Genomic DNA, 23968 nt, shown 5'->3' with positions numbered 1-23968 from the left:
AAAGCATGGGTTCAGTCTGTAGACGTATGGCCCGGGCGACAAGCGTCGATCTCACCATCTGGAACAGGTGTCCACATCGTGGTCTGGCGATGCAGGATGCCGGGCAAAACGATTTCGGGGCGGGAGGCGTGTCACTCCGCCGGTACGAGCAGCGAGACCAGATAGGCACCCACGACGGACGCGGCCAACGTGCTGGCGCCGGCCACCAGTGCGACGTCCCACGGGACGAGGCCAGCGGTGGCCAGGCCGATCACCGCGGCCGGGTGGAAGACCGCGAGCAGGCCGAGCGGCAGCACGGCACCGCCCAGCACGGCCGGGACGGCCGACACCCCTTCGGAGCCACCCGCGTCGACGGCAAGGACTGCCCAAGCGCCGACGAGCCCGACGATCGCAGCACCGACGCCGGCCAGCGCCAGGCTCGGGTCGGTGAAGACCAGCGTGTCGCCCAGCTCGTCGTCCAGGCCGAGCGCGGCCAGCCCGCCGAGCACCGCGCCGACGATGTGTGCGGCGAGGGCCGGCAGGGCGGTGGCCCAAGGGCGCCGGCCGACCGCTGCGAGTGTCAGCACCCCCGCGGGGTTGACCAGCCCGCCCGCGGCGTGGTCCTCGGTGGAGTGCAGCTGGGCGTACCAGCTGAACAGCACGGCGACGCCCGCGACGGCCGCGACGGCCAGGATCGCGTCGGCGGCACGCAGCGCCATGGCGGCGACCAACGTCAGCACCGCAGACGTCAGCACGGGAATGACCAGCAAACGACCCATCAGGACTCCAGGTGTGGGGTGGTGCGCGAGACGATGCCGGCGAGGTCGAGTCCCCGCGGCAGCGTCCCGAAGGTACCGCCCCAGTCGCCTCCGAGTCGGGAGGCGCAGAACGCGTCCGCCACGGACGCGTCGCCGTGCTGCAGCAGCACGGTGCCCTGCAGGGCTGCCGCCATGCGTCCGGCGATGCGCCGAGCGCGCACCTCGATGTCGGATAGGTCGGCCAGCTCGGTCAGCACGTCGTCGACCGTGGCGTCCAGGTGGCGGTTCTCCCCGCGCACCGAGCCGACCTCGGTGATCCAGGCGTCCAGGCTCTCCGGCTCGCGGGCCAGCGCGCGCAGCACGTCGAGGGCGTTGACGTTGCCCGAGCCCTCCCAGATGGAGTTCAGCGGGGACTCCCGGAACAGCAGCGGCATGCCGGACTCCTCGACGTAGCCGTTGCCGCCCAGGCACTCCAGCGCCTCGGCGACCATGAACGGCGTCCGCTTGCAGACCCAGAACTTCTCCAGCGCCAGCCCGATGCGCCGCAGTGCCTGCTCGTGGGCATCGTGGGGCTTGTCGACCGCAGATGCCAGGCGCAGCGAGACCATCGTGGCGGCCTCGCTCTCGACGGCAAGATCTGCCAGGACGTTGATCATGGCTGGCTGGTCGGCCAGGGTCGCGCCGAACGCGGACCGCTGCGAGGTGTGCCATGCGGCCTCGGCCACGGCCTTGCGCATGATGCCGGCCGAGCCGAGGATGCAGTCCTGGCGGGTCGCCGACACCATCTCGATGATCGTGCGGATGCCGCGGCCCTCGTCGCCCAGCCGAACGGCCCACGTGTCGTTGAGCTCCAGCTCGCTGGAGGCGTTCGAGCGGTTGCCGAGCTTGTCCTTCAGCCGGACGATCGACACCGAGTTTCGGGTGCCGTCGGGCCGGACCCGCGGCACGACGAAGCACGTCACGCCCTCGGGCGCCTGTGCCAGGACCAGGAAGATGTCGTTCATCGGCGCCGAGGTGAACCACTTGTGGCCAGTCAGGAGGTACTCGCCGTGTGCCTCGGTGGGACGGGCCTGCGTCTGGTTGGTGCGCAGGTCCGAGCCGCCCTGCTTCTCGGTCATGCCCATGCCGGCCAGCAGCCCGGCCTTCGTGTCGGGGGAGCGGAGCCCGAAGTCGTAGGTGCGCGACGCCAGCCCGGCCGTCCACTGCTTGGCGACCGCATCGTCGACCCGCAGCGCCGGGATCACGGCGTACGTCATGGTGATCGGGCACATGTGGCCCTGCTCGACCTGACCCCACGTGTAGAAGCCGGCCGCGCGCTGCAGGTGCGCGACGGGGCTGCGCGACGTCCACGGCTCGGCGGTGAGCCCGAAACCGACGCCCTGGGTCATCAGCCAGTGCCACGAGGGATGGAACTCGACCTCGTCGACCCGGTTGCCGAACCGGTCGGTCGTGCGCAGGACGGGCTCGTTCTCGTTGGCCAGGTGCCAGTGCTCGCGCGCCTCGGCCGATCCGGCCAGCGACCCCATGGGCGTGAGGGCAGCGACGATGTCGGAGGCATGCTCGCCGCCGAAGGCGGTGACGGCGTCCATCAGCGCGTGGTCGGCGGTGGCGACGTTGTGACCGACCAGTGGCGACGCCTGGTTCTGGGGTGCACGCTGCAGGGGGTCCATGTCGCTACGGTAGAGCCATGGTGGCCGAACGGGTGAGCCGACCGGCGCTGCTCGAAGCGCTGAGCAGAGTCGTCGCCCGCACCGTCAGCAGCTGCTTCCAGTACCGCGTCACGGGCCTCGCGGCGGAGGCCGCCTTCTTCGCGATCCTGTCGCTGCCGCCCCTGGTCTTCGGGCTCGCCGGGACGATCGGTTTCATCGCCGAGCGCTACGACGTCGCCCAGGTCGACGTCCTGAAGGACGGCATCATCGACCTGGCGTCGAAGGCGCTGACCGACAGCACGGTCGACAAGGTCATCACTCCCACGCTGGACGAGGTGCTCGGATCGGGACGCATCGACGTCATCTCGATCGGCTTCGTCCTGGCGTTGTGGTCGGGATCGCGCGCCCTCAATGTCTTCATGGACACGATCTCGATCATCTATGGGCTCGGTGGGCACCGGGGGATCATCAAGACCCGCGCCCTGTCGTTCACGCTGTACATCGCGGCCCTGCTGGTCGGCATCGTGCTGGTGCCGATGGTGCTGCTCGGCCCTGAGCTCGCGGCGGACATCCTCTCGGACCGGTGGTCGTTCCTGCGCATCTTCTACTGGCCGGCGGTCCTGCTGCTGTCGATCGGCTTCCTGACCACGCTGTACCACCTGGCCGTCCCGGTGCGGAAGCAGTGGCGCGTCGGCCTTCCCGGGGCCGCGTTCACGCTCGTCCTGTGGATCCTGGGCAGCTACCTCGTCCGCTGGGCGCTCGGTTTCTCCAGCGGCGGCATGTCGATCTACGGACCGCTCGCGGCGCCCATCGCCGTCCTGCTGTGGCTGTACGTCCTGTCGATCTCGGTGCTCATCGGGGCGGCGATCAACGTGGCCGTCGAGAAGGGCATCGAGGACTCCCGCTGGGGACACCAGCGCACACCGGTCGCCTGAGCGCACCGTTCCTTCTGCGTTCCGCCTGCTCATGGCCGCCACCGGTGGTTCTGCTGCCAGGTGGCGTCGCCTGGCCGTCTCCATTGGATGTGCCCGGTGGGGCCGAGCCGGGCCTGCCAGTTCTGTTCGTGGACGCGGCGGTGGTGGAACGGGCAGATCAGCACCCCGTCGTCGAGGGTGGTGGCGCCTCCGTGTGACCAGGGTTGTCGCCAGTGGTGGCCCTCGCACTGTTCGGGTGGCCGGTCCTCCCCCGCCGCTACGCGCCTTGTGCGGGGGGACCCCCATGCCGGGGGCGGTGCAGCCGCCGTCGCGGGCCGACAGCGCTTGTTTCTGGGCCTTGGTGAACAGGCGTTGTTCGTGCCCGTGGTCGAGCGGGACGCTCTTGCCGCCGAAGACCTGGGGGATGATGCCGAGCTGGCAGGCCATCAGGCGCGCCTGCGAGGCCGAGATGCGGGTGCCCGATGACAGGGTCGCGGCCTTGACCCCGTCGACCAGGGTCGCCAGGTCCAGATGGACCAGCAGGGTCGCGCCGAGACCTGATCGGCCCGGGAGCAGGTGCCCGGGCAGACGTGAGCAGACCTCGGCGAATCCCATGCCCAGGCGGGTGCGGTAGGCCAGCTCGCGGTCGTAGAACGAGCTGCCGGTCTCGCCGTCCTCGGGGGACTGGCCAGCCGCGCCGGGATGATCGCGCAGGTGGTCGCGGCGGGGCGCGGAAACGGCCTTGATCGAGGCCATCAGCATGTCTGCCTGGGCGTCAGGCAGCGTGAAGCCACCGGTGGTGGTGCCGTTGCCGTTCGAGCGCATCCAGAACTCCGATGCGCCCCAGGCCTTCTTCTCCTGGTCCTGCAGGGTGTCGTTCTCGGCCTGGTCGACCTCGGGCTCGGGCTTGAACTGGTCGGTGATCCGCCGGGCGCGTGACCGCAGGTCCTTCAGGGAGTACCGGGCGGCGTCGCCGATGAGCGTGTCCTCGCAGGCCTGCTTCTGCTCGGCGGTGGTGTCACCGGGCAGGTCCTTGATGGCGCCGGCGATGATGTCGGCCTGCGCAGCGCCGATCTTTCCGCCGGCGAGGGCCTGTTCGGTCGCCGGTGCGGCCTCCAGCGTCTTGCCACGGTGGACCATGGCATCGGCGGCCCGGCGATCGCCGCCGAAGGCTCCGGCCAGCAGTGCGCCGGTCGACGTGGCGCCGGCGTCCTTGGCGGCCCCGGTGTCCTCCAGGGCCCGCGTCGCGGCCAGCAGGTGGGCCTTGACCCGCGCCTCGACACGCATCAACCGCTCGGCCGCCGACCGCAGGACGTCCGGTTCGAGCCCGCGCCACCCGTCGACCGGCATCCGGTCCAAGGCGTCCTCAATCGCTGCGACCCCATCCGTCAACGGGTGGGGGAGCTGTTCGAGAAGGGCAGACATACGCATCCTGGGGGACGTGCCAGCGTTGACGGTTTAGAGACGCAGGATGCCTGGATGAAACCCGACCACGATGGTCGACGCTGATTCCAGACTACCGCGAAACATCGAATGTGTCGAACATGTGTTCGAATCGTGAGACAGTATTTTGGTGCCTCGCATGACGAAGCCCCCGTCCAATCGGCGGGGGCCAAGTCGCGGCGGCGGGCCCTGGAGGAAGCCCGCTCGGCCGCTGTGTGCACCGGTGGTGCGTGACCAACCGGCTCACCCTCGACGCTACGGGCCGCCCGGCTGCCCGCCAACCTCCAAGCCATGAACGTCCGGTGAACAGACGCCGCCCCTGCTCTCCCAGGGGAGGCGAGCAGGAGCGGCCCCCTCACGGTAGATGCGTGGGCAGCAGCTCGCGAGGTCCCGGCCGGTCCTGAACTGCTCAGATGAGAAAGACCCTGGCGAGACGGGTCAGGGCAAAGGAAAACCCCCGGGGGCGAACCCCGGGGGCTTTCTCTCTGTGGGCGATACTGGGTTTGAACCAGTGACCTCTTCCGTGTCAGGGAAGCGCGCTACCGCTGCGCCAATCGCCCAAGATTATTTAGTTGTGACGTTCGAGGTGGGTACGGGATTTGAACCCGTGTAAACGGATTTGCAGTCCGTTGCCTCGCCTCTCGGCCAACCCACCACCGGATGGGTATGGAGACCCGTCTCCGAGCGGACAACGAGATTCGAACTCGCGACCCTCACCTTGGCAAGGTGATGCTCTACCACTGAGCTATGTCCGCTTGGCCTCTTGCGGGGCCGAGATAGAACATTAGCCGATGCTCCTGCTGGGCCCAAAACCGGGGTAGGCGTAGCGTGGCGGCATGAAGACGTGGGTCAACGGTCAGCTGCTGAAATCCCCTGAAGATCCGGCGATCAGCCCGCTCGATCACGGCATGATCGTCGGCGACGGAGTGTTCGAGACGGTCAAGATCGAGGACGGCCAGCCGTTCGCGCTGACGCGTCACCTCGACCGGCTGCTGAGGTCGGCGGACGGGCTCGGGATCGGCAAGCCGGACCTCGGAGCCATCCGCGAGGGCATCGACGCGACGATGGACGGCCAGGATCTGCCCTTCGGCCGGATCCGGATCACCGTGACGTCCGGACGGGGCCCGCTCGGTTCGCCGCGGGGTGGCGGACCGCTGACGCAGATGGTCATCACGGAGCCTGGGACGCGGCCTCCGGGTGTCACAAGCGTCGTGACGGTCCCGTGGCCCCGCAACGAGCGCGGCGCTCTCTCGGGCCTCAAGACGACGTCGTACGCCGAGAACGCGCTCATGGTCGAGTACGCGGCCGCCCGCGGCGCGTCCGAGGCTGTGATTCCCAACACGCGAGGTCAGGTCTGCGAAGGCACCGGATCGAACGTCTTCTACGTGATCGACGACCGGCTCATCACCCCCACGCTGGAGGCCGGGCCGCTGGCCGGCGTCACGCGAGCCCTGGTGCTGGAGTGGTGCGCCGGCGAGCTGGACGTCGTCGAGGAGGACGGCTCTATCGAGCTGCTGAAGAGCGCCGAGGAGGTCATCCTGGTCGGGACCACCCGTGACGTTCAGGCGGTCGCCCGCGTCGACGACGTGGAGCTCGCCGCACCGGGCCCGATCACCCAGCAGGCACAGGCGATCTGGGCCCGTGAGGCTGCCAAGGGGATCGACCCCTGAGACCCGTCGTGCGCCGGCCGGGACGGTCGTGGCGCCGGGTGCCTCGTGGCACGATGGGGGAGTAGGTTATGGTTTCTGACGCACCACACGGGCGATTGGCGCAGTGGTAGCGCGCTTCGTTCACACCGAAGAGGTCACTGGTTCGAACCCAGTATCGCCCACCGTATAAGTGCAGGTCAGAGGCCCTTTCGAGGGTCTCTTTCCATTTCGAGGAACACCCGAGGAACAACGCAGAGCGCATTTGGCCTCATCCGACCGTCATCTCCAGCCGCCCACTGGACGAGCATCGATGAAGCGCTCGATCGAATCGACCTTGATTCGCAGCGTTTTGCGTCCGAGCCGCACCGCGTCAAGCTGGCCCTCGGCGATGTAGCGGCGAACGGTCCTGGTCGAGACGGCGAGTGCGTCGGCAGCATCGGCTAGCGAGACGAGGCGGCGCGTGACTGTTGCGGGCATGGCGGGCTCCTGGGTTTGTTGGCGACACTCTGCCGGTCGCCCATAGTCCTCAAGGGGCGACATCTGTCTGCGAGTGGCCACAATCTGCCCCCGTTGGGTCGCAGGTCCACAGGTGGAGAGGTGCTATCGCGAGGGTCCGGTGTGGGGGCGTGCCCTAGTCGTCAGCGTGTCCGCTCGGTCCCTCTCCGCGCTTTGATGGAGCCGTTCGCTGACCGGGGCCGCAACCGGCGTCTCGTCGTCGGGGAGGTAGCTGACCAGGAGATACCGCAGTTCTTGGGCGGGTGTTTCTCCTAAGGGCTGCTCGGCGACGAGTTGCCGGGTGAGGCTAGGCAGGTCGTGGCCGGCGTTGTGGACGTCCTGGAGCATGGCGGCGGTGGCGGGCCAGTCGGTGTGCTCGGTGAGGCGCGGGTCGATTTCCTGGGCCAGGGGAGCCCAGCGCTCTGCTGGTATGGCGTCATCTGCTGCTTGCATGCGTGCTCGCACAGCCGTGATGTTGTCGAGCTGGCGCCCGCTGGCTCGACGTCGGTCGTCGTTCCAGGCCTGTGCGGCGGCGGTGACGGCGCCGCGGATCGTCCCCGCCGGGACGCCGATTCGTTCGGTGGTCCTGGCGATTTGTGCGTCCCACTGGGCTGCTGGTTGGCCGGCGATGATGTCAGCGGTCTGGACGACCTTCTGGGACTCGGCGCTCAGGTGCGTGAGGCGCTCGTCAATGAGTACGTCGGCCAGTGGTCCCGCGTTGAACAGCGCTGCTCGCAAAGCGGTGGGGTTGCGGTCGGCGAGCAGGCTTGCAGGGTCCTGGCCTGCGGGCATCGGCGCGTGCTGCGGGTTGACGCCGTGGGGTGAAAGGAGCCAGTAGTCGCGTTCGGCCGCGACCTGGCCGGCGAGGTCGCCGTCGATGGCGACGACTGGATGGGCACCCAGCGCGGCGAGGTGCGCGGCTTGCTCGGCCGTGAGTGACGTGCCAAGGGGTGCGACGCCGAGGTAGGCGCCGCCGGTCGCGACGGTGACGGCGATGGCATCCATCGGGCCTTCGACCAGCACGGGGATCGAACCGTCGGCCATGTGGGTCTCGGCGATCCCGAACAGTTGGGCACCTTTGTGGAACACGATGGTGTCGGCGGTGTTGGGCACGAGCGAGCCGATGCCGATGGCCGATCGACGAGCAAAGATTGGACCCACCACCATCGGGATCCTCGTGCAGCCACGTCCGCTGAGACCGATGGTTGTAGTACGAACGCGTACTGGTGAGACTGATCGGGCGGTACGCGTTGGTCGCTGAGATGCGTTGCATGCTCCCTGAATAGTTCGTATCCGACCAAACACAGAAGTAGCCAGTCGGACATTCAGACATCGCCGCTATTGACTGGTCCGCCGCCGTCGCCTGGGCGAGAAGGGCGGGGCTTACGCTCACCAGAGCACCGGCGCACGCCGCGATCGCAATTGCTGTTCTTAGATTCTTCATGCTTGGTCTTTCCCGAAGTGTCGCCAGCGATCACGGACGCGCACCGAGTTGGCGTTGTGGCGTGATTCCCGCACTTGAAGTGCGATACGCCACGGAGACCAGACTTCTCGCCCAGCGGCGTTGGCGCACGCCATAGGGCCCTGCGGAACACTTGGGATTAGAGGTGGCGGCCGGCCGTCTCGGTCCCGGACGGCATCCGGCTCGTCTTGAGCGCGTGAAGCGAGCCGGTGATTTCAGCGCAATCCCCGACCGAGCGCTGGCCCGACGGGTGAACACTGTCGGGGGTCTGAGTGAATCAAGGACTTCCAGTAACGCCGGACCTGATGATTCAAATGCCATATTGTCGAATCGAGTCGCCCCGCACGTCCTTGCGGTCGGCGACGGCGATCACGCCGTTCCAGCAGGGTAGCCCTTGGCCGATGGCAACTTCGTGCTGCTCCTCATACCTCCCAGACCTAACTGACTGTGGCGATTCGCGCTGCGCGGTTTTCGGAGGTTGCAGCCCGGTTCTTGTTGCGGACTCTGACCTACGACCCGAGCGAAAAAACCAGGGGGTGATGAGCGTCGGACCAAAATAGGGTGGTCCTCCGTTTTCGTGAAGAACCACCCTATGAGCAGTAAACGTGTCCGAGGAGGGACTCGAATAGACGAACCCACCTGCAATTGCAAGCAAATTCGCATCCTGCCTGTAATTCCAGGGCTCGTTGCCTACGGCTGCGACCCGTTACACCCGAAGTGTGCCCCCTGGGGGTGCACCAATCTCCAGTTGTCCTTCACAGCGTGGCTCCGCGACGATCCCACGATTCGTGGATCGAACCGAAGATGGGACGGACACGATCGAGTCATTTGTCACCCGACCGTGCGGCGGTCCCAGCGAATGGTTCGCCGCAACTGTTTTGCAGGTCGGCTTGCAGCGGTCCCAAATCCCCGTTCATCGCCGGCACCATGGTCTCCTCGTACCAAGCGTGGTCAGGATCGCGTACCCATTTCTTGACCAAAGGCAGTTCGTAGTAGCGCGACAGGTGGTCAGCCGCACGCTCCTGAGCGGGCAGGTCATCGGCCTGCGCACCATTCAGATACGAGCGTTGCCAGGCGCACCTCCACACGGTGACCAGCTGGGACTCACCGACTCCCTGCTCGAAGGTGACATCGCCGTTCGCTTTGGTCACGAGGCCGTCGACGCGGCCAGCCAGGTCCGGCAGCTCCACATCTGTTGGGAACGGGGCGCCAAAGACCTGCTTCGCCGATTCGTACTCGGCACTGACCTCGGCCGGGTTGATGGACTCCCGGCTCGGCGAGGAAGTCGTCAAAGGGTTCGCCACTATTCCTGTCGCAACAGCAGCAGCACTTCCTGCCGCTACAACGACCAGTCCTGCAGCACTGACACCCAGCCAGCGGCCGATGGACCAGCGACGGTGCGCCGACTGTTCGAGGTTGCGTCCGATCGCTGCCCGCGTCTCGTCGACGAAGGCGACCCAGTCAGAACCCTCCGGGGGTGCGGTGTCAGGCGTCTTCATTGGCCAGGTCCTTCCGAAGTTTGGTCCGTGCTCGCTGGAGGCGTTTCGCGACGGCCGTGTCGGACAGCCCAAGAACGGTAGCGGCGTCCTTGTAGGCCATGTCCTCGACCAGGCACAGATGGACGACCATGGCCTCGTGACGCGGGAGCCGGTCTATGGCGTCATGGATCCATCGCATCGGTGCATCGGGCTCCTCGGCCATGCTCTCGGCAAGGCGCCTTCTTTGGGTCAGCGTCGAGATGAGCCTCGAATGACGACTCTCGGCCCGCCCGAGGTTGCGCGAGTGGTTCTTGCACGTGGCAAGTAGCCAAGGGAGCGCTGAATCGGTCATCAACGTGATTCGACCCGCGTTGTGCCACAACGTCAAAAACGTGTCCTGCACTAGTTCCTGGGCAGACTGTCGCGAAGACGACACACCCCACGCATATCGACCTACAGTCGCGACATGCGTCGAGTAGAGCAGATCGAACGCCTCGGTCGAGCCCGCAGCAACGAGAGCGATCAACTCACCATCGCTCGTCATATTGTCTCCATGACTCATAGTTGTCTCGCGGCACCAGGATTGTGACCGACCCGGTGACACTATTTTTCGAAAGATTGAGGGCGCCAGCCTCGACCTCGGGGAATCGAAAGATGCTCTGCCAACCGTTGAGCGGCTGGCGGAATCGCCATGCTCTTCATCCAGATCTGGAAGTCCTACGCGACAGCAGCAAGAAAGAACCTCGAGGGAACCGGCCCATACCCCGGGACGGTCGCTAGCTGGGTCACGTCGAACCTAGGAGCCCCCGGAGCTGCCGCGCTGGAGCGAGGTTTCGACAAGGGAGACCTGCAAGGCGATGCCGACGGATGGCTCGTCGGCAAGGCGATGCGCGACATGGAAGCCAGCGGGACACCGTCGCTTGGCGAAGCATGGCGCACAGTACTCGTCAGCTACCCGACGCCACAGTTGAGGCTTAAGGCTTTCCTTCAAGGACGGTTCGGCGCAAGCCCGGCGACAAAACTGCGGAGCGCATTGCAGGATTGCTGGACCACCAACTTTCTGTCGCCCATCGGGCTTGGCCGACTCATGTTCACTGACCCTGAGGCCAGTCCGACGATCGCGCAGCGCGACGAACTCTGCGACGCTGCAACTGCTCGGCTCCTTGCGCTGGCGGGACTGTAAGAGTTCAACGCCGCCCGGCGTCCGACGCGACAATTCAGTCTCAAGGAAGGGCACGGTCAAGTAGATGATCGAAGCAGGCGCACAGGTATCGGCAACCGCCCCCCGCAACCGGGGAAGGTCGCGCATCGTCTGCCTATCGAGCGGTTTCGCACTCCTAGCCTTTGCCACTGCTCTCACAGTGGTGCTGGAGCGCAAGATACTTGTCCTAGGTCCGTTATCCACCCTCGGGCTCGCTGCGGTCGTCTACCTGGCCGCCACATGGTGCTTCGCTGCGGTAGCGATGATGGTTCTAGCCGTTCGGGGCGGCACCGCCATGCGATTCTTTACCTTGATCGGACAGTTCCTCGTCGTCGTCGTCACCATTATCGCGACAGTTCTGTTGGGGACAATCGCGCGAGAATCTGCGACGACCCCTCTGTACGAGGCCTCCTCCCCGGAGGGCAACACGAAGTACTTGCTTCGCCTCGGCACTGCGGTTGAGCGAGGCAATCTCGGTCTCTACCAGGCCGAAGGCTGGCACTACCGGTTGATCGCGGCCGCAGGAATGCCCATGCCGGACACCCAAAGATTCGCTAGCGATTTCCGCCTCACGAGGTCCTCGACCGGCAAATTGTTCCTCGTTTACCCCAGCCGCGATGGGCAATCAGCTCGTGTCGAGCTCCCCGAGTGAAAGGTGATCCAGAGTTCGAAGGGGTCTGAACCTTCGACTGACCGGTCGTGTAACTTCCTGCAAACGCGACATCTCGATTGCGAGATATAGCGATGGACCGCAGACGCGAGTTGTGCCGCCTCGGAATTTTTGCCAGCAGCCGACCCGGACAGGCACCTACCTCGGTCGGGTTGAGCCATCGCAGACCAAACCGAAGCAACAGCGGTGGATCCGCCCCGCGTGCGCTTCTCACGCATCTTTCCTGCGCGCGGAAAGCCGTCTCGCGATCTCCGCGTCACGGTCGGCGGCTGCGTGCTGATAGCGCATGGCCGCGCCGGGAGTGGAATGGCCGAGGCGGCCCATCAGCTCGGCGAGAGTTGCGCCGGTCTGGGCTGCCAGAACCGCGCCTGTGTGTCGTAGGTCGTGCCAGCGGAGGTCCTCGCGACCCGCCGCCTTCCGGGCCGGCGGGCCGACAGCCAGGCGGCGGCGTCGTCCTTGGCATCGAAGGTGATCGGTGCCCGGTAGGGCCGTCCGTCGGGACCGGTCGGCCCGGTAGCGCCCGGACTGAAGCTTTTCGACTCGACCGAATCCGCGCCTTGTCCGCGAGGGTTCTCCGGGCATCTTTTGTCCTTCCAGTACCGCCCTCTGAGGAACATACGAGGAATAACGACGTCTTAGGATGGCCGGGTTTGTCCCGGTCTGGCAGGCGCTGCAACGCGCCAAAAAGGGCTCTGACCTGCGACGTTACGCCAGGACAACCGTCATCGGAAGAAGAGGCGGCGAACCGTTCTCAAAAGTTCGAACCCAGTATCGCCCACCGTGAGAAAAGGGCTCCTGACCAGCGGAAACGCGGCCGGGAGCCTCTTTGCTCTCCAGTTTCGTGCAACATGCGTGCAGCAGTGAGACACGAGTTCCCACCCGGTGATCCGTTTGACCATGGCAACCGCGGCGAGAGCCGTACCTCCACCGACTAATCGCCATCGGGATGGAGCTTGCCGGCAGGCCGCATCTCGGTGCTGTACGCACGCCCACATGTCTCGCGTAGCTCTTCGCCGGTCGCAGGAGCCGGCCTTCAGCCCGGCTTCAGTCTGCACCGGCCACACTGGGTGCATGCGCATCCTGCTCGTTGACGACGAGGTCTCGCTCGCGGAGGGCGTGCGCCGTGGTCTGGTGGCGGAGGGATTCGCCGTCGACGTCGCTCATGACGGGATCGACGGGCTGTGGCTGGCACAGGAGAACTCTTACGACGTCATCGTGCTCGACCTGATGATGCCCGGGATGAGCGGTTGGAAGGTGTGTGCGGCCCTCCGGGACGCCGGGGACTGGACGCCGATCCTGATGCTCACGGCACGCGACGGCGAGTGGGACGAGGTCGAGTCGCTCAAGGGCGGCGCGGACGACCACGTCACCAAGCCGTTCTCCTTCGCCGTGCTGGTCGCGCGCATCCGTGCCCTCGTGCGTCGCGGCGCACCGGAACGTCCGGCGGTCCTGACCGCGGACGACCTGACCCTGGATCCGGGAACCCGACGCGTGACTCGCGCTGGGACCGAGATCAAGCTGACCAGTCGCGAGTTCGCGGTGCTGGAGTACCTGCTGCGGCACGCCGGCCAGGTCCGGTCGAAGCGGGAGGTCATCGGCAACGTGTGGGACGAGGACTTCGAGGGCGATCCCAACATCGTGGAGGTCTACGTCGGCCACCTGCGGCGCAAGATCGACCGACCGTTCGGGCGGACGACCATCGAGACCGTGCGCGGCGCCGGCTACCGCCTGTCGGTGCACGGTGGCTGAGCTCGGACGCGGGCTGGCGATCCGCCTGCGGTCCCTGAGGGCGCGCGTCACCATCGGTGCCGTGGTCGTGGTTGCCGTGGCGCTGGCGCTCGGCGCGATCGCCTTCAGGTCCGCCCTGGCCCACAGCCTGCGCGCCGATGCCGAGAACTCCGCCGAGATCAGGGTGCAGGCGCTGGCCGAGGAGGTGATGCGACAGGGCCCGGAGGTGATCACGCGACTCGATGACGAGGCTGCGCAACTGGTGGACGCGGACGGGACGGTGCTCGCCCAGTCGGAGGAAGCCGAGGGCGAGACCCTGCCGCGCCGTGAGGATCCCACCGAGGTCGTCGTGGACGACGAGCCCGCCCTGGTGGTGAGCGAGGACCTCGACGACGGCCGCGAGATCCTGCTCGCATTCTCGATCGAGGACGACGAGCAGGTGAGCGGCGCGGTCGGCCGGCTCCTGCTCGTGGCGATCCCGGTGCTGGTGGCGCTCGTGGCCGCGACGGTGTGGTTCGTGGTGGGGCGAGCGCTCGCGCCGGTGTCTCGCATCCGCAAGGAGGTCGACGCGATCGGTGCGGACCGGCTCGACCGCCGGGTGCCCGAGGGCGGCTCCGGCGACGAGATCGCGCGGCTCGCCGGGACCATGAACCGGATGCTGGCGAGGTTGGACGACTCCCAGCAGGCTCAGCGCCGGTTCGTCTCGGATGCGTCCCACGAGCTCCGGTCCCCGCTGGCGACCCTGCGGCAGCACGCCGAGCTCGCGCGCTCGCACCCTGAGGTGACCAGCGCGGAGGAGCTCTCCGACGTGGTGCTGGAGGAGGGGCGACGCATGCAGGCGATCGTCGAGGCCATGCTGCTGCTGGCACGGCTCGACGAGGGCGCTCCCCGCGGTGCCGAGCCGGTCGATCTCGACGACCTGATGATCGCGGAGGCGACGAGGTTGCGGACGACGTCACCGAGGATCTTGGTGGACGGCTCGGCGATCGGCGCCGCGCGGGTCGCCGGTGACGCGCGGCTGCTCGGTCAGCTCATCCGGAACCTGGTCGACAACGCCGTCCGCCACGCCGCGGGCCGGGTCGCGCTCGGCGTCGCGGAGGTGGACGGCACAGCGGTCCTCACGGTCGATGACGATGGCGCGGGCATCCCCGAGGCCGAGTGGGATCGGGTGTTCGAGCGGTTCGTCCGTCTCGACGAGGCCCGCGCCCGCGAGGCGGGCGGGAGCGGGTTGGGGCTCGCGATCGTTCGGGCAATCGCCCGCGCCCATGACGGCCAGGTGCACGTCGAGGCGTCCCCGAGCGGCGGCGCGCGGTTCGTCGTCACCCTCCCTGCTGCCGCCTGAAGGAGCCTTCAGGCGGTTTCAGGTCCTGTTCAGCGGCTCGGCCCGAGGGTGGAGTCATGACCGACACACCAAAGACCCAGACCCACCCCGTCCAGCCTGAACGCATCTCTTCCTGGCGCTCACATCCGGCCCGATGGATCGCCGGCGGTGTCGGCGCTGCAGCCCTCCTGGTCGGCGGTATCGGCCTCGGCTCCGCGATGGCCGACGACGACGGGGACGATGACGACCTCGTCAGCCGTAGTGCGCTGACTGACACGACCGGCACTGACCACGCGGAGCCTGCGGCCCGCCACGGCGCCACGGACGCCGCATCGCTCGTCCGTGTGCTGACCGCGGCCACCGCCGAGGCGGAGGGCACGCCGACATCGATCGAAGCGCATCGCGATGGCCTGTGGAGCGTGGACCTCGAGACATCCAACGGTGACGAGACGACTGTGCTGGTCGGCGCGGACGGCGTTGCATCGGTCGGAAGGACCGAAAAGGCCGAGCCCGATGACGCCGATGACCCGGCCCCGGTCGGACAGCTCACCGAGCAGAATCTGACCGCCGTCGTCGAGGCGGTTCTCGCGCAGGCGAAGGGCGTCATCTCCGGCGTCGACCTCGGCGATGACCCAGCAGAGGCCTACTCGGTCCAGGTGCTCACCGCCAACGGTGCCGAGACCGAGATCGATCTCAGCAGCTCGTTCGAGGTCACGCAGGTCGACACCGACCAGGACTGACCTCAGCCGGAATCAGGTCCACCACGGCCTGGTGCCGCACACGCCGATCGCCCCGTGAACTCGCGTTCCCGGGGCGATCGGCGGCGGTCTTCCCGAAACGAATGTGGCGCGGTGTGACATGTGTCACCATTCCATGGTATATGCACCTCATTGATCGCCGCCTCGAGTGCCGCCGACTGGACGAGGTCCTGCGCGGAGCACAGTCCGGGGCAGGTGGCGCGTTGGTGCTGTGTGGTGATGCCGGCGTGGGCAAGTCCGCGCTGATGGAGTATGTCGTCGGTCAGGCCGCGGGCTGTCGTGTGGTTCGCGTCGCCGGCATCGCGGCTGAGATGGAGCTGGCCTATGCCGGGTTGCAGCACCTGTGCGCGCCGATCCTGGACCGGCTCGACCAGCTGCCGGACCCGCAGCGTGACGCCCTCAGCATCGCATTCGGCCTGAGCGCCGGCCCGGTGCCGGACCGGCTGCTGATCGGACTGGCCGTCCTGGGCCTGATGTCCCATGCGGCCGAGGGGCATTCACTGATCTGTGTGATCGATGACTTCCAGTGGCTGGATCATGCGTCCGTGCAGGTGCTCTCGTTCGTGGCCCGACGACTTGCCGCCGACCCGATCGCCTTCTTCATCGCAACACGCACCGCTGACCCGGAGATCGCCAATCTGCCCACGATCGCACTCGAAGGTCTGTCGCGAGCCGATGCCGCGGCGTTGCTGGACCTCGTCTGGACCGGGCCGCTCGACGAGCCGGTCCGTCATCGGATCCTCGCCGAGACCCATGGCAACCCGCTGGCGCTGATGGAGCTCCATCGCGATCTGATGGGTCATGAGCTGGCTGGTGGCTTCGGGATGCACAGCCCTGCGGGTCTGTCAGCACGCATCGAGGAGAGCTTCCTGCGCCGCGTGGAAGCCTTGCCCGATGACACCAGGAGGCTGTTGCTGATCGCCGCGGCCGAGCCGACGGGCGAGCCGACGATCACGTGGCGCGCTGGCACCCTGCTCGGCATCGACACCGAGGCCGCCGCACCTGCCGTTGCCGACGGATTGGCCGAGTTCGGCATTCACGTGCGATTTCGACACTGCCTCGTGCGCTCGGCGGTCTACCGCTCCGCGTCGCTGCAGGAGCGGCAGCTGGTGCACCAGGCATTGGCGGACGTGACCGATGCGAAGCGTGACCCCGACCGCTGTGCCTGGCATCGAGCCCAGGCGGCGAATGGCCCGGACGAGTCTGTCGCCGCTGAGCTGGAACGTTGCGCCGACCGGGCTCGGGCGCGGGGCGGGTTGGCAGCTGCAGCGGCGTTTCTCGAGCGGTCGACCATGTTGACGCTCGATCCGAGTCTGCGGGTCGAGCGGGCCCTGGCCGCAGCCGGCGCCAAGGTGGAATCGGGGGCGTACGAGGCCGCGGCCGATCTGCTGGCCGTCGTCGAGCAGAGCCCGACGACAGACCGCCAGGCAGCCCGCGCGGACCTTGTCCGGGCCCAGCTCGCGTACGTGCTGGGTCGAGGCAGCGACGCTCCGCCGTTGTTGCTCAAGGCGGCCCGACGGCTCGCGCCCATCGACCCTGCCCTGTCGCGTGCGACGTACCTGCGCGCGCTCCAAGCGGCGATATCCGCCGGCCGACTCTCAATGGGCGGGGTCATGGGGGTGGCTGAGGCTGCGCGGCACCTGTCATATCCTGCCGATCCGACCCTCACCGACCTGCTCCTCGACGGTCTCTCGACGTACTGCACCGAGGGGTTCGTGTCGGCGCTTCCGATCCTGCGTCGTGCCGTCACGGCCGCACGCAGCGATGTGTCGGAGTGCGAGCGGAATCTGCTCTGGTTGTCTGGTATCGCCGCGCTCCACGTCTGGGACGACGAGAGCTGGGACGTGCTGTCGGCGCGCCACATCGAGCTCGCCCGCACGGCGGGCGCGCTGGCCGAGCTGCCGCTGGCGCTCATCTCCCGCTCGATGATGCTCACCTTCTCCGGAGAGCTCACCGCGGCAGGAGTCCTCCTCGACGAGCTGAGGATCGTCGCCGAGGCAACGGGTCTCGCGCTCGGGCCCGAACCCAGGCTGATCCTCGCGGCGTTCCGCGGGGATCGGGCCGAGGTCCGGGCGATCATCGAGTCCACGACTGCTGACATCATGCTGCGTGGCGAAGGCATCTGGCTGAGCACCGCCGAGTTCTGCCAGGCATTGCTGAACAACGGCGCCGGCGACTATGCGGCGGCGCTGCCGCTGGCCGAGCGCGCGGCTGCCCAGGCCGACCTGGCGTCGTCGTCGGCGTGGGCGGCGGTCGAGGTGGTGGAGGCCGCTGTGCGGGCCGGCGAGACGAGTACGGCAGTTGATACGTTCGCCCGGCTCGAGCAGGCGACCAGCGCGAGCGGCACGGACTGGGCACTCGGCATCCAATCGCGGTCGCGCGCGCTGCTGAGCGAGGGGCCCGAGGCCGAGCGCCACTACCTCGACGCGATCGAACGGCTGGGTCGTACGCGGATGCGGAGCGATGCGGCGCGTGCCCATCTGCTGTACGGGGAGTGGCTGCGCCGGGAGCGTCGCCGTGTCGACGCGCGTGCCCAGCTACGCATCGCGTACGACATGTTCGAGTCGGCGGGCATGACGGTATTCGTCGGGCGTGCGCGGAGCGAGCTGCTGGCCACGGGGGAGACCCTCAGCAAGCGCGCCACGGTCGCGACCGGCCCGCAGCTCACGCCGCAGGAGGCCCAGGTGGCCCGGCTGGCCAGTGAGGGTCTGACCAACGGGGAGGTCGGGGCCCGCCTGTTCATCAGCCCCAAGACCGTTCAGTACCACCTGAGCAAGGTGTTCACGAAGCTGAGAATCAGCTCCCGCGCCCAGCTTGCCGACGTCCTGTCGAGCCAGCAGTCCTAGCCGGATATCCGCCGAGCGCGAAAGTGGCGGGAGCCCCGGATGAGGGCTCCCGCCGTTGTCGCTGAGCGGACAGGAGGGGGGCTGTCGATGCTCAGCGAGTTCTGTGGTCGGCTGCCTTGATGAGCTTGGCGACGGTGCGGGGGTGGCTCACCATGATGGCGTGCGATCCGTTGGACTCGACGGTGTGGGCGTGGGCCCGCTTGGCCATGTAGCGCTGAAGCTCGGGGTTGAGGGCCTTGTCCTGCTTGGCCACCAGGTACCAGGACGGGATGGAGCGCCATGCTGCGGCCCGGATGGGCTGGTCGAAGCCGCTCCCGGCGACCGGACGCTGCGTGGCGGCCATGTCCTTGGCGAGCGTGGACCTGACGTCGGCGGCGAAGAAGGCGGGGAACTTCGCAGGCTTGATGTACAACAGCGCGTCCTTCTGTCCGGCCGAGTTCTTGACCGGCACCTCCACCAGCGGCAGCTCGGGGATCGGGTGCGCGACGGGGTGCATGTTCACCTCGCCCACGGTCTCGCCCTTGTCGGGGGCGTATGCGGCGACGTAGACGAGTCCCTTCACGTGGGAGTTGCCCGCGCCGGCACCGCTGATGAGAACTCCGCCGTAGGAGTGGCCGACCAGGATGACCGGCCCGTCGATCGTCTTCAGGAAGCTCTTGAGCGTGGCGACGTCGGAGGTGGGTCCCTGCAGGGGGTTGGCGAAGGCGACCACCGGATACTTGTCCTTTCGCAGGCGCTCGATGGTGCCGTTCCAGCCCGATCCGTCGGCGAATGCGCCGTGGACGAGGACGATGGTCGGCTTCTTGCCTGCGTGCTTGGCCTGCTTGGCCGTGGCGTCGACGACTCGTGTCGTCGGGGTGTCCGATGATGCCGTGGTGCTGGCGTTCGCGGTGTTGATGCCGACCACGACTGCCGCGATGGCGACCACGCCTGCGACGGTCAGGGCCACATAGTGACGGGGTGTGCGCATGACTGCTCCTGTGAGAGGTGAACGTTCGGTGGTGTGTCAGAGGCCTGAATGGCCGGTACTGCGGTTGTGCTGAGGCGGCCGGCTACCCCTCCCTTCCGTAGGTCTCCAGCAGGCGGAGCCAGATCTCGCTGACGGTGGGGTAGGCGGGGACGGCGTGCCAGAGCCGGTCGAGCGGGACCTCGCCGGCGATGGCGATGGCTGCGGCTTGGACCAGCTCGGCGACGTCGGGCCCGACGGCGGTGAAGCCGACGATGACGTTGCGTGACTGGTCGACGACCATGCCGGCCCGGCCTCGGTAGCCGTCGGCGTGCAGGGTTGCGCCGGCGACGGCGCCGAGGTCGTACTCGACGGCCCGCACGTCCAGCCCTGCCTCGGTGGCAGCCCGCTGGGTGAGACCCACGGCAGCCACCTCCGGATCGGAGAAGATGACTTGGGTCACCGCCCGCTCGTCCGCCGTGGCGGCGTGCCGGCCCCACGGCGAGAGGTCGACGTCCTTGCCGTGTGCGCGGGCGACGATGAGGTCGCCGACGGCACGCGCCTGGTACTTGCCCTGGTGGGTGAGCATCGCGCGTCGGTTGACGTCGCCGGCCGCATAGAGCCAGCCATCGCCGACGGGTGATCCCGCCGCATCGAGGACGCGCAGGGACTCATCGACGTGGAGCCACTCGCCGGGTGGGAGGCCGAGGTGTTCCAGGCCGAGGTGGCTGGTGTTCGGTGTGCGGCCTGTCGCGACGAGGAGCTCGTCGGACACGATCGTGGTGCCGTCGACGAGCGTCAGGTGCACCGTGCCGGTCTCGTCGCGGCGAACCTCCGCGAGCCCGGAGCGTGGGTGCAGGTCGACGCCGGATTCCTTGAGTGATGCCGTCACGTGTTCTGCTGCGAACGGTTCGACGGTCGGCAGGACGCCGTCCAGTGACACCAGCGTGACCTGCGCCCCGAGCGCACTGTAGGCCGTGGCCATCTCGGTTCCCACGACGCCGCCGCCGATGATGGCGAGCCGTCCGGGGACGGACGCCGCGGAGGCGGCCTCCCGCCCGGTCCAGGGCTTGGTGTCAGCCAGGCCCGGGACAGCGGGGATGCGAGCGCGGCTGCCAGTCGCGACGACGACGGCGTGGCGTGCCTGGAGCGTGGTGACGGTGTCGTCGGTGTCGACGACCTCGACCGCGCGCTCGCCACCGATGCGGCCCTGGCCGCGGAACAGGGCCACGCCTGCGCCGTTGAGCCAGTCGACCTGGCCTGCATCGTTCCAGTCGGACGCGAACCGGTCCCGGCGGCGCAGCACCGCTGCGACGTCCAGGTCGCCGGTGACGGCTTCGCGGGCGCCGGGCAGGGCGCGCGCGGCACGCAGTGCGGCGGCGTCGCGCAGCAGTGCCTTGGTCGGCATGCAGGCCCAGTAGGAGCACTCACCGCCCACCAGCTCGCGTTCCACGATCGCTGCGGTGAGACCGCCTTGCACGATCCGGTCCGCGACGTTCTCCCCGACTGGGCCGGCGCCGATGACGATGACGTCGAACGTGGTCTCGGACATCACTTGGCTCCTGCCGTGCGGCCCAGGCGCAGTGCCGAGACGAGGAAGAAGATGCCCCCGAGGGTGGCGTATCCGCCGATGTTGGTCAGTGACGGGTCATCGGCGGAGGCGCCGGCGATGAAGGCTCCACCTGCGAGCACGGAGATGCCGCCGGACAGGAACATCGGCACCTGGCCGCCCAGGCGTCGGCGGGGGACCGCGACGACGAGCTGCACGATGCCCGCGGTGATGGCCCAGACACCCCAGACGCGAAGGACGTCAGGGATGCCGGAGCTGACGGCGAAGGCCAGCGCGATGGCGGTCGCGGTGCTGAGGGCGACGTTGACGTACAGGCCGAGCGGCGGCCGGGTCGTCCTGGAGGCCCGCAGGTCGACGATGGCCGCGGCCACGTCGAACAGCGGGTAGAGGATCAGCAGCGTGCCGCTGACCGGCCCGATGTCCGAGGCGGTGGCGAAGATCAGGATCGCCCAGATGATGGCGAAACCGAACCGGACGAAGTACAGCTTCCGCAGTGCTGCGGCGATGTGGTTGGTGGATGTCTCGGTGGTACTCATGAAGATTCCTTAACGTGGCGCTGGGGGATGGGTCCTGGTGCCGGACGGGCTCAGCGAGCTGCCTGCTTGATGAGGTCGGCCACCGCGTCGGGGCGGCTGAGCATGACGGCGTGGGAGGCGTCGACCTCGGTGACGTCCGCGTCGGTGCGGTCGACCATGAGTCGCTGCAGGTCGTAGGCGATGGCCTGGTCCTGTCGGGTGATCAGCGCCCAGGACGGGATGGACCGGAAAGCCTCGTTCACGCTGGGCTCGGAGACGGCCTTGACGTTGGCGGGGCGCTGCGCCACCGCGAGGTTGGCGGCGGTGTTCTGGTCGAGGTCGCCGGCGAACGCGGCGGCGAACGCGGTCTGGTCGATCGTGACCTCGGTGCCGTCGGGCACCTGCACGGGAATCAGTGGCAGGGCGGGGGTGGACTGTGCGGCGAGCTGCCCGACGGTCTCGTCCTTGAGGGGGATGAACGCGGCGATGTAGACCAGTGACCGGATGTCGAACGCGGAGGTGTCGATGTTGCTGATCACGGCGCCGCCGTAGGAGTGGCCCACCAGGACGATCGGGCCGTCGATGGTCGCCAGGTGGCTGGACAGGTAGGCCGTGTCGGCGTCGAGTCCTTGCAGGGGGTTGGCGATGGAGCGGATGTCGTACCCGTCGCCGCGGAGCCGCTCGACCACGGGTGACCAGCTTGAGGAGTCCGCCCAGGCGCCGTGCACCAGCACGATCGTGGGGGCGGAGCGGTTGGCGTCGGACGTCCCGCTGGGAGAGGTCGAGTCGTCGACCACGGTCATGACGGGAATGAGTGAGGTGCGCATGGTGTCTTTCCAGTTCTCGTAGGTGGGGGGCAGCAGGTGTGACTCAGCGATGTCGCCGATGAGCGGGCGGTCGGTATCGCGGCAGGTCCGCGATCGGTCGGCGACCGAGCTCGCGCGGATGACGTGCTCGGCGACGAACAGCTGTCGGATCTCCCAGCTGTCGGATGCGAGCATCCAGCCGTGGGACATCACGACTGGACGTCCCTCGGCCCGGCGGGTGAAGCTGATCTGGCGTCCGGCGGGGCTCGTGAGGGTGGGGCATGGTTCCTCCCTGTGCGGTGGTGGCGTGGTTCCTTTCGAGCATCGCGGCCGGGCAGGCGCCAGCGCATCGGCCAGTGGCCAGTCAGGGTGACCAGTCGAGGACTGGGCGACGGGTGAGCGCGGCATCATCCCGCCAGCGCAGACCACGACGATCGCTCAGCAGGCGATCGAGCGCGTGCCAGGCTTCCGCGGCACTCTGCGGTCGGTCGGCGGGAGCCTTGGAGACCAGCCAGCTCACCCACTCGGACATCTCGTGGCTCACTCCGGGCACGAGGTCGCACACGGGCGGGACCCGCTCGTAGATCTGCCGCTCGACCACCTCGACCGGGTCGGTGGTATCGGCGAACGGCGATCGACCGACGAGGAGCTCGAATGCTGTGACACCGGCGGCGTACACATCGGTCCACGGGCCGATCCGACCCGGCAGCACCTGCTCAGGCGCCAGGTAGTGCGGCGTGCCCGCCGGGGACTGGACGGTGTTCACGGCGGATCTGACGTCCTGAGCTCGGAGCGACTGAGCGATGCCGAAGTCTGCGATCTTGATGACGCCGTCGTGGCTGATCAGCAGGTTCGACGGCTTGATGTCCAGATGAACCACGTCCCGACCTCCCAGGTGCGTGAGGCCGGCCAGGATGTCCGCCAGCACACCACCGGCCTGGTCCTCGCGCAGGCCACGCCGGATGCACGACCGCAGCGTGCCTCTTGTGGCGCGATCCATCGCGATCGCCAGCAGTCCGTCCTGGTCGACCAGGTCGTGGACCGCGACGACGTTCGCGTGGTCGAGCGAACCCAGGATGCGCGCCTCCTCCCGGAACATCGCGGCACCGAGCGCCGGGCTCCCCGTGCGGACGCGCAGCTCCTTGAACGCAGCACCACGGCCGAGTCGGAGGTGACGGGCCGCGTAGACGATCGACGTCGTGCCCCGCCCGATCTCCCTGCCGATCGCGTACGGACCGACCCGCCGCGCCTCGCCCGACGGTGGGCGGGTCGTCGCGAGGTCTGTGTCGGGCAGGGCTACGACGCTCATCGTGAGATCCTTCGTTGAGCCTGACGGGCTGCGTGGAAGCCGGTCCGGCAGTGGTGGTCCAGCAACCATCACTCGCGCCGAGTCGTCGTCGCATCAGTCATCGGCCAGTCGGGATGACTGGGCAACGGCCAGTCCTGCTGCGTCGGATCCCTCTCCCGGGAGAAGGCGTGGCGCCCCGAGCCGTGGCGCGGTGCGGTCTACCCGTTGCTAGTCGTCGCGATGGCGGCGACGGGTCAGCCGGTGCGTGACGGCCACTGCCAGGATCAGGCTCGCCAACCAGCAGATCGACCATCCGACGAGCTGACGCGTCGACAGCAGGGTCCAGCCCGTGGTCGAGATCGACTCGCTGTCCGGCGTGTAGGCGAACCAACCAAATCCTTCGGTCCCGCTGGGCGCCGTGACGATCAGGATTGCCCCGGCGACGATCAGCAGAGCCGCGACCGAGAACAGGATCGAGGACAGGCGCATGTG

Annotated in this window: 20 protein-coding genes, 4 tRNA genes and 2 pseudogenes; 9 read left to right on the top strand and 17 right to left on the bottom strand. The window is 67.9% G+C overall.

The features are described 5' to 3' along the window. Positions 1-131: 131 nt before the first annotated feature. Both NQV15_RS10450 and NQV15_RS10445 read right to left on the bottom strand, forming a co-directional pair. Complete coding sequence (locus NQV15_RS10450) at positions 132-758, bottom strand: hypothetical protein (RefSeq protein ID WP_232399762.1); 627 nt, start codon at positions 756-758, stop codon at positions 132-134. Next, the gene (locus NQV15_RS10445; protein ID WP_232399761.1) at positions 758-2407 is read right to left on the bottom strand and encodes an acyl-CoA dehydrogenase family protein; all 1650 of its coding nucleotides are present in this window, start codon (positions 2405-2407) and stop codon (positions 758-760) included. Before NQV15_RS10445 ends, NQV15_RS10450 begins: the two co-directional genes overlap by 1 nt. A 17-nt stretch (positions 2408-2424) precedes the next feature. Between NQV15_RS10445 and NQV15_RS10440 the strand changes: the two genes are divergently transcribed. Then, entirely contained in the window at positions 2425-3321 is an 897-nt protein-coding gene (locus tag NQV15_RS10440) for a YihY/virulence factor BrkB family protein (RefSeq protein WP_232399760.1), read from the top strand. 366 nt (positions 3322-3687) lie between these two features. Here NQV15_RS10440 and NQV15_RS18215 read toward each other — a convergent pair. The 4 genes and pseudogenes from NQV15_RS18215 to NQV15_RS10420 all read right to left on the bottom strand — a co-directional run. Beyond that, positions 3688-4587: pseudogene (locus NQV15_RS18215) on the bottom strand (DUF222 domain-containing protein); the annotation flags it as partial. 644 nt (positions 4588-5231) lie between these two features. Continuing rightward, positions 5232-5303 (bottom strand) — tRNA-Val (locus tag NQV15_RS10430). Between the two features lie 24 nt (positions 5304-5327). Beyond that, positions 5328-5398: transfer RNA gene (locus NQV15_RS10425), tRNA-Cys, on the bottom strand. Between the two features lie 28 nt (positions 5399-5426). Further along, a tRNA-Gly gene (locus NQV15_RS10420) sits at positions 5427-5498 on the bottom strand. Between the two features lie 81 nt (positions 5499-5579). On the opposite strand from NQV15_RS10420, the gene NQV15_RS10415 reads away from it, so the two are divergent. Then, on the top strand, positions 5580-6413 hold the full coding sequence (locus NQV15_RS10415; protein WP_232399757.1) for an aminotransferase class IV: 834 nt from the start codon (positions 5580-5582) through the stop codon (positions 6411-6413). Between the two features lie 89 nt (positions 6414-6502). Further along, positions 6503-6574: transfer RNA gene (locus NQV15_RS10410), tRNA-Val, on the top strand. A gap of 97 nt (positions 6575-6671) precedes the next feature. On the opposite strand, the gene NQV15_RS10405 is transcribed toward NQV15_RS10410, so the two are convergent. From NQV15_RS10405 to NQV15_RS10390, 5 genes and pseudogenes are all read right to left on the bottom strand, one after another. Continuing rightward, positions 6672-6869, bottom strand: coding sequence for a helix-turn-helix domain-containing protein (locus NQV15_RS10405; protein ID WP_232399756.1), 198 nt, complete (start codon positions 6867-6869; stop codon positions 6672-6674). Positions 6870-6992: 123 nt separating this feature from the next. After that, entirely contained in the window at positions 6993-8054 is a 1062-nt protein-coding gene (locus tag NQV15_RS10400; RefSeq protein ID WP_232399755.1) for a toprim domain-containing protein, read from the bottom strand. A gap of 43 nt (positions 8055-8097) precedes the next feature. Then, a pseudogene (locus NQV15_RS18210) lies at positions 8098-8220 on the bottom strand (peptidase inhibitor family I36 protein); the annotation flags it as partial. Positions 8221-9173: 953 nt separating this feature from the next. Then, a complete protein-coding gene (locus tag NQV15_RS10395; RefSeq protein ID WP_232399754.1) occupies positions 9174-9848 on the bottom strand; it encodes a hypothetical protein in 675 nt (224 codons plus the stop codon). Beyond that, positions 9835-10371: an RNA polymerase sigma factor gene (locus NQV15_RS10390; RefSeq protein ID WP_232399753.1), complete on the bottom strand. Its 537-nt coding sequence runs from the start codon at positions 10369-10371 to the stop codon at positions 9835-9837. Before NQV15_RS10390 ends, NQV15_RS10395 begins: the two co-directional genes overlap by 14 nt. Positions 10372-10518: 147 nt before the next feature. Here NQV15_RS10390 and NQV15_RS10385 point away from each other — a divergent pair, with 147 nt between their 5' ends. The 6 genes from NQV15_RS10385 to NQV15_RS10360 all read left to right on the top strand — a co-directional run bounded on the left by NQV15_RS10385 (position 10519) and on the right by NQV15_RS10360 (position 18351). Next, positions 10519-11010 carry a hypothetical protein gene (locus NQV15_RS10385; protein WP_232399752.1) on the top strand — a complete coding sequence of 164 codons (492 nt, stop codon included), beginning with the start codon at positions 10519-10521 and terminating at the stop codon, positions 11008-11010. Positions 11011-11074: 64 nt separating this feature from the next. Beyond that, the gene (locus NQV15_RS10380) at positions 11075-11680 is read left to right on the top strand and encodes a hypothetical protein (RefSeq protein ID WP_232399751.1); all 606 of its coding nucleotides are present in this window, start codon (positions 11075-11077) and stop codon (positions 11678-11680) included. A gap of 1089 nt (positions 11681-12769) precedes the next feature. Beyond that, positions 12770-13447 carry a response regulator transcription factor gene (locus tag NQV15_RS10375; RefSeq protein ID WP_232399750.1) on the top strand — a complete coding sequence of 226 codons (678 nt, stop codon included), beginning with the start codon at positions 12770-12772 and terminating at the stop codon, positions 13445-13447. Next, complete coding sequence (locus NQV15_RS10370; RefSeq protein ID WP_232399749.1) at positions 13440-14768, top strand: sensor histidine kinase; 1329 nt, start codon at positions 13440-13442, stop codon at positions 14766-14768. The genes NQV15_RS10375 and NQV15_RS10370 overlap by 8 nt, the downstream gene beginning before the upstream one ends. Positions 14769-14824: 56 nt before the next feature. After that, complete coding sequence (locus tag NQV15_RS10365; protein ID WP_232399748.1) at positions 14825-15487, top strand: hypothetical protein; 663 nt, start codon at positions 14825-14827, stop codon at positions 15485-15487. A 140-nt stretch (positions 15488-15627) separates the two neighbouring features. Next, entirely contained in the window at positions 15628-18351 is a 2724-nt protein-coding gene (locus tag NQV15_RS10360) for a helix-turn-helix transcriptional regulator (protein WP_232399747.1), read from the top strand. A gap of 91 nt (positions 18352-18442) precedes the next feature. Here NQV15_RS10360 and NQV15_RS10355 read toward each other — a convergent pair whose 3' ends face one another. The 6 genes from NQV15_RS10355 to NQV15_RS10330 all read right to left on the bottom strand — a co-directional run bounded on the left by NQV15_RS10355 (position 18443) and on the right by NQV15_RS10330 (position 23965). Then, on the bottom strand, positions 18443-19321 hold the full coding sequence (locus tag NQV15_RS10355) for an alpha/beta hydrolase (protein ID WP_232399746.1): 879 nt from the start codon (positions 19319-19321) through the stop codon (positions 18443-18445). An 82-nt stretch (positions 19322-19403) separates the two neighbouring features. Continuing rightward, entirely contained in the window at positions 19404-20849 is a 1446-nt protein-coding gene (locus NQV15_RS10350) for a dihydrolipoyl dehydrogenase family protein (RefSeq protein ID WP_232399745.1), read from the bottom strand. Then, on the bottom strand, positions 20849-21403 hold the full coding sequence (locus NQV15_RS10345; protein WP_232399744.1) for a hypothetical protein: 555 nt from the start codon (positions 21401-21403) through the stop codon (positions 20849-20851). Before NQV15_RS10345 ends, NQV15_RS10350 begins: the two co-directional genes overlap by 1 nt. Positions 21404-21453: 50 nt before the next feature. After that, the gene (locus NQV15_RS10340) at positions 21454-22383 is read right to left on the bottom strand and encodes an alpha/beta hydrolase (RefSeq protein ID WP_232399743.1); all 930 of its coding nucleotides are present in this window, start codon (positions 22381-22383) and stop codon (positions 21454-21456) included. Positions 22384-22552: 169 nt separating this feature from the next. Next, a complete protein-coding gene (locus tag NQV15_RS10335; protein WP_232399742.1) occupies positions 22553-23497 on the bottom strand; it encodes a serine/threonine-protein kinase in 945 nt (314 codons plus the stop codon). A 207-nt stretch (positions 23498-23704) separates the two neighbouring features. Next, positions 23705-23965: a hypothetical protein gene (locus NQV15_RS10330; RefSeq protein ID WP_232399741.1), complete on the bottom strand. Its 261-nt coding sequence runs from the start codon at positions 23963-23965 to the stop codon at positions 23705-23707. Positions 23966-23968: the final 3 nt, after the last annotated feature.

It is taken from the genome of Aeromicrobium wangtongii (assembly GCF_024584515.1).
Classification (GTDB): Bacteria; Actinomycetota; Actinomycetes; order Propionibacteriales; family Nocardioidaceae; genus Aeromicrobium; species Aeromicrobium wangtongii.
Note: the sequence above shows the minus strand (reverse complement) of the source record. Positions and strands in the feature narration are given on the sequence as shown.

Excerpts from the sequence above, each read along its gene's own strand:
- NQV15_RS10450 (WP_232399762.1), bottom strand. The coding sequence starts at position 758 with ATGGGTCGTTTGCTGGTCATTCCCGTGCTGACGTCTGCGGTGCTGACG.
- NQV15_RS10445 (WP_232399761.1), bottom strand. The coding sequence starts at position 2,407 with ATGGACCCCCTGCAGCGTGCACCCCAGAACCAGGCGTCGCCACTGGTC.
- NQV15_RS10440 (WP_232399760.1), top strand. The coding sequence starts at position 2,425 with ATGGTGGCCGAACGGGTGAGCCGACCGGCGCTGCTCGAAGCGCTGAGC.
- NQV15_RS10415 (WP_232399757.1), top strand. The coding sequence starts at position 5,580 with ATGAAGACGTGGGTCAACGGTCAGCTGCTGAAATCCCCTGAAGATCCG.
- NQV15_RS10405 (WP_232399756.1), bottom strand. The coding sequence starts at position 6,869 with ATGCCCGCAACAGTCACGCGCCGCCTCGTCTCGCTAGCCGATGCTGCC.
- NQV15_RS10400 (WP_232399755.1), bottom strand. The coding sequence starts at position 8,054 with ATGGTGGTGGGTCCAATCTTTGCTCGTCGATCGGCCATCGGCATCGGC.
- NQV15_RS10395 (WP_232399754.1), bottom strand. The coding sequence starts at position 9,848 with ATGAAGACGCCTGACACCGCACCCCCGGAGGGTTCTGACTGGGTCGCC.
- NQV15_RS10390 (WP_232399753.1), bottom strand. The coding sequence starts at position 10,371 with ATGACGAGCGATGGTGAGTTGATCGCTCTCGTTGCTGCGGGCTCGACC.
- NQV15_RS10385 (WP_232399752.1), top strand. The coding sequence starts at position 10,519 with ATGCTCTTCATCCAGATCTGGAAGTCCTACGCGACAGCAGCAAGAAAG.
- NQV15_RS10380 (WP_232399751.1), top strand. The coding sequence starts at position 11,075 with ATGATCGAAGCAGGCGCACAGGTATCGGCAACCGCCCCCCGCAACCGG.
- NQV15_RS10375 (WP_232399750.1), top strand. The coding sequence starts at position 12,770 with ATGCGCATCCTGCTCGTTGACGACGAGGTCTCGCTCGCGGAGGGCGTG.
- NQV15_RS10365 (WP_232399748.1), top strand. The coding sequence starts at position 14,825 with ATGACCGACACACCAAAGACCCAGACCCACCCCGTCCAGCCTGAACGC.
- NQV15_RS10360 (WP_232399747.1), top strand. The coding sequence starts at position 15,628 with ATGCACCTCATTGATCGCCGCCTCGAGTGCCGCCGACTGGACGAGGTC.
- NQV15_RS10355 (WP_232399746.1), bottom strand. The coding sequence starts at position 19,321 with ATGCGCACACCCCGTCACTATGTGGCCCTGACCGTCGCAGGCGTGGTC.
- NQV15_RS10350 (WP_232399745.1), bottom strand. The coding sequence starts at position 20,849 with ATGTCCGAGACCACGTTCGACGTCATCGTCATCGGCGCCGGCCCAGTC.
- NQV15_RS10345 (WP_232399744.1), bottom strand. The coding sequence starts at position 21,403 with ATGAGTACCACCGAGACATCCACCAACCACATCGCCGCAGCACTGCGG.
- NQV15_RS10340 (WP_232399743.1), bottom strand. The coding sequence starts at position 22,383 with ATGCTCGCATCCGACAGCTGGGAGATCCGACAGCTGTTCGTCGCCGAG.
- NQV15_RS10335 (WP_232399742.1), bottom strand. The coding sequence starts at position 23,497 with ATGAGCGTCGTAGCCCTGCCCGACACAGACCTCGCGACGACCCGCCCA.
- NQV15_RS10330 (WP_232399741.1), bottom strand. The coding sequence starts at position 23,965 with ATGCGCCTGTCCTCGATCCTGTTCTCGGTCGCGGCTCTGCTGATCGTC.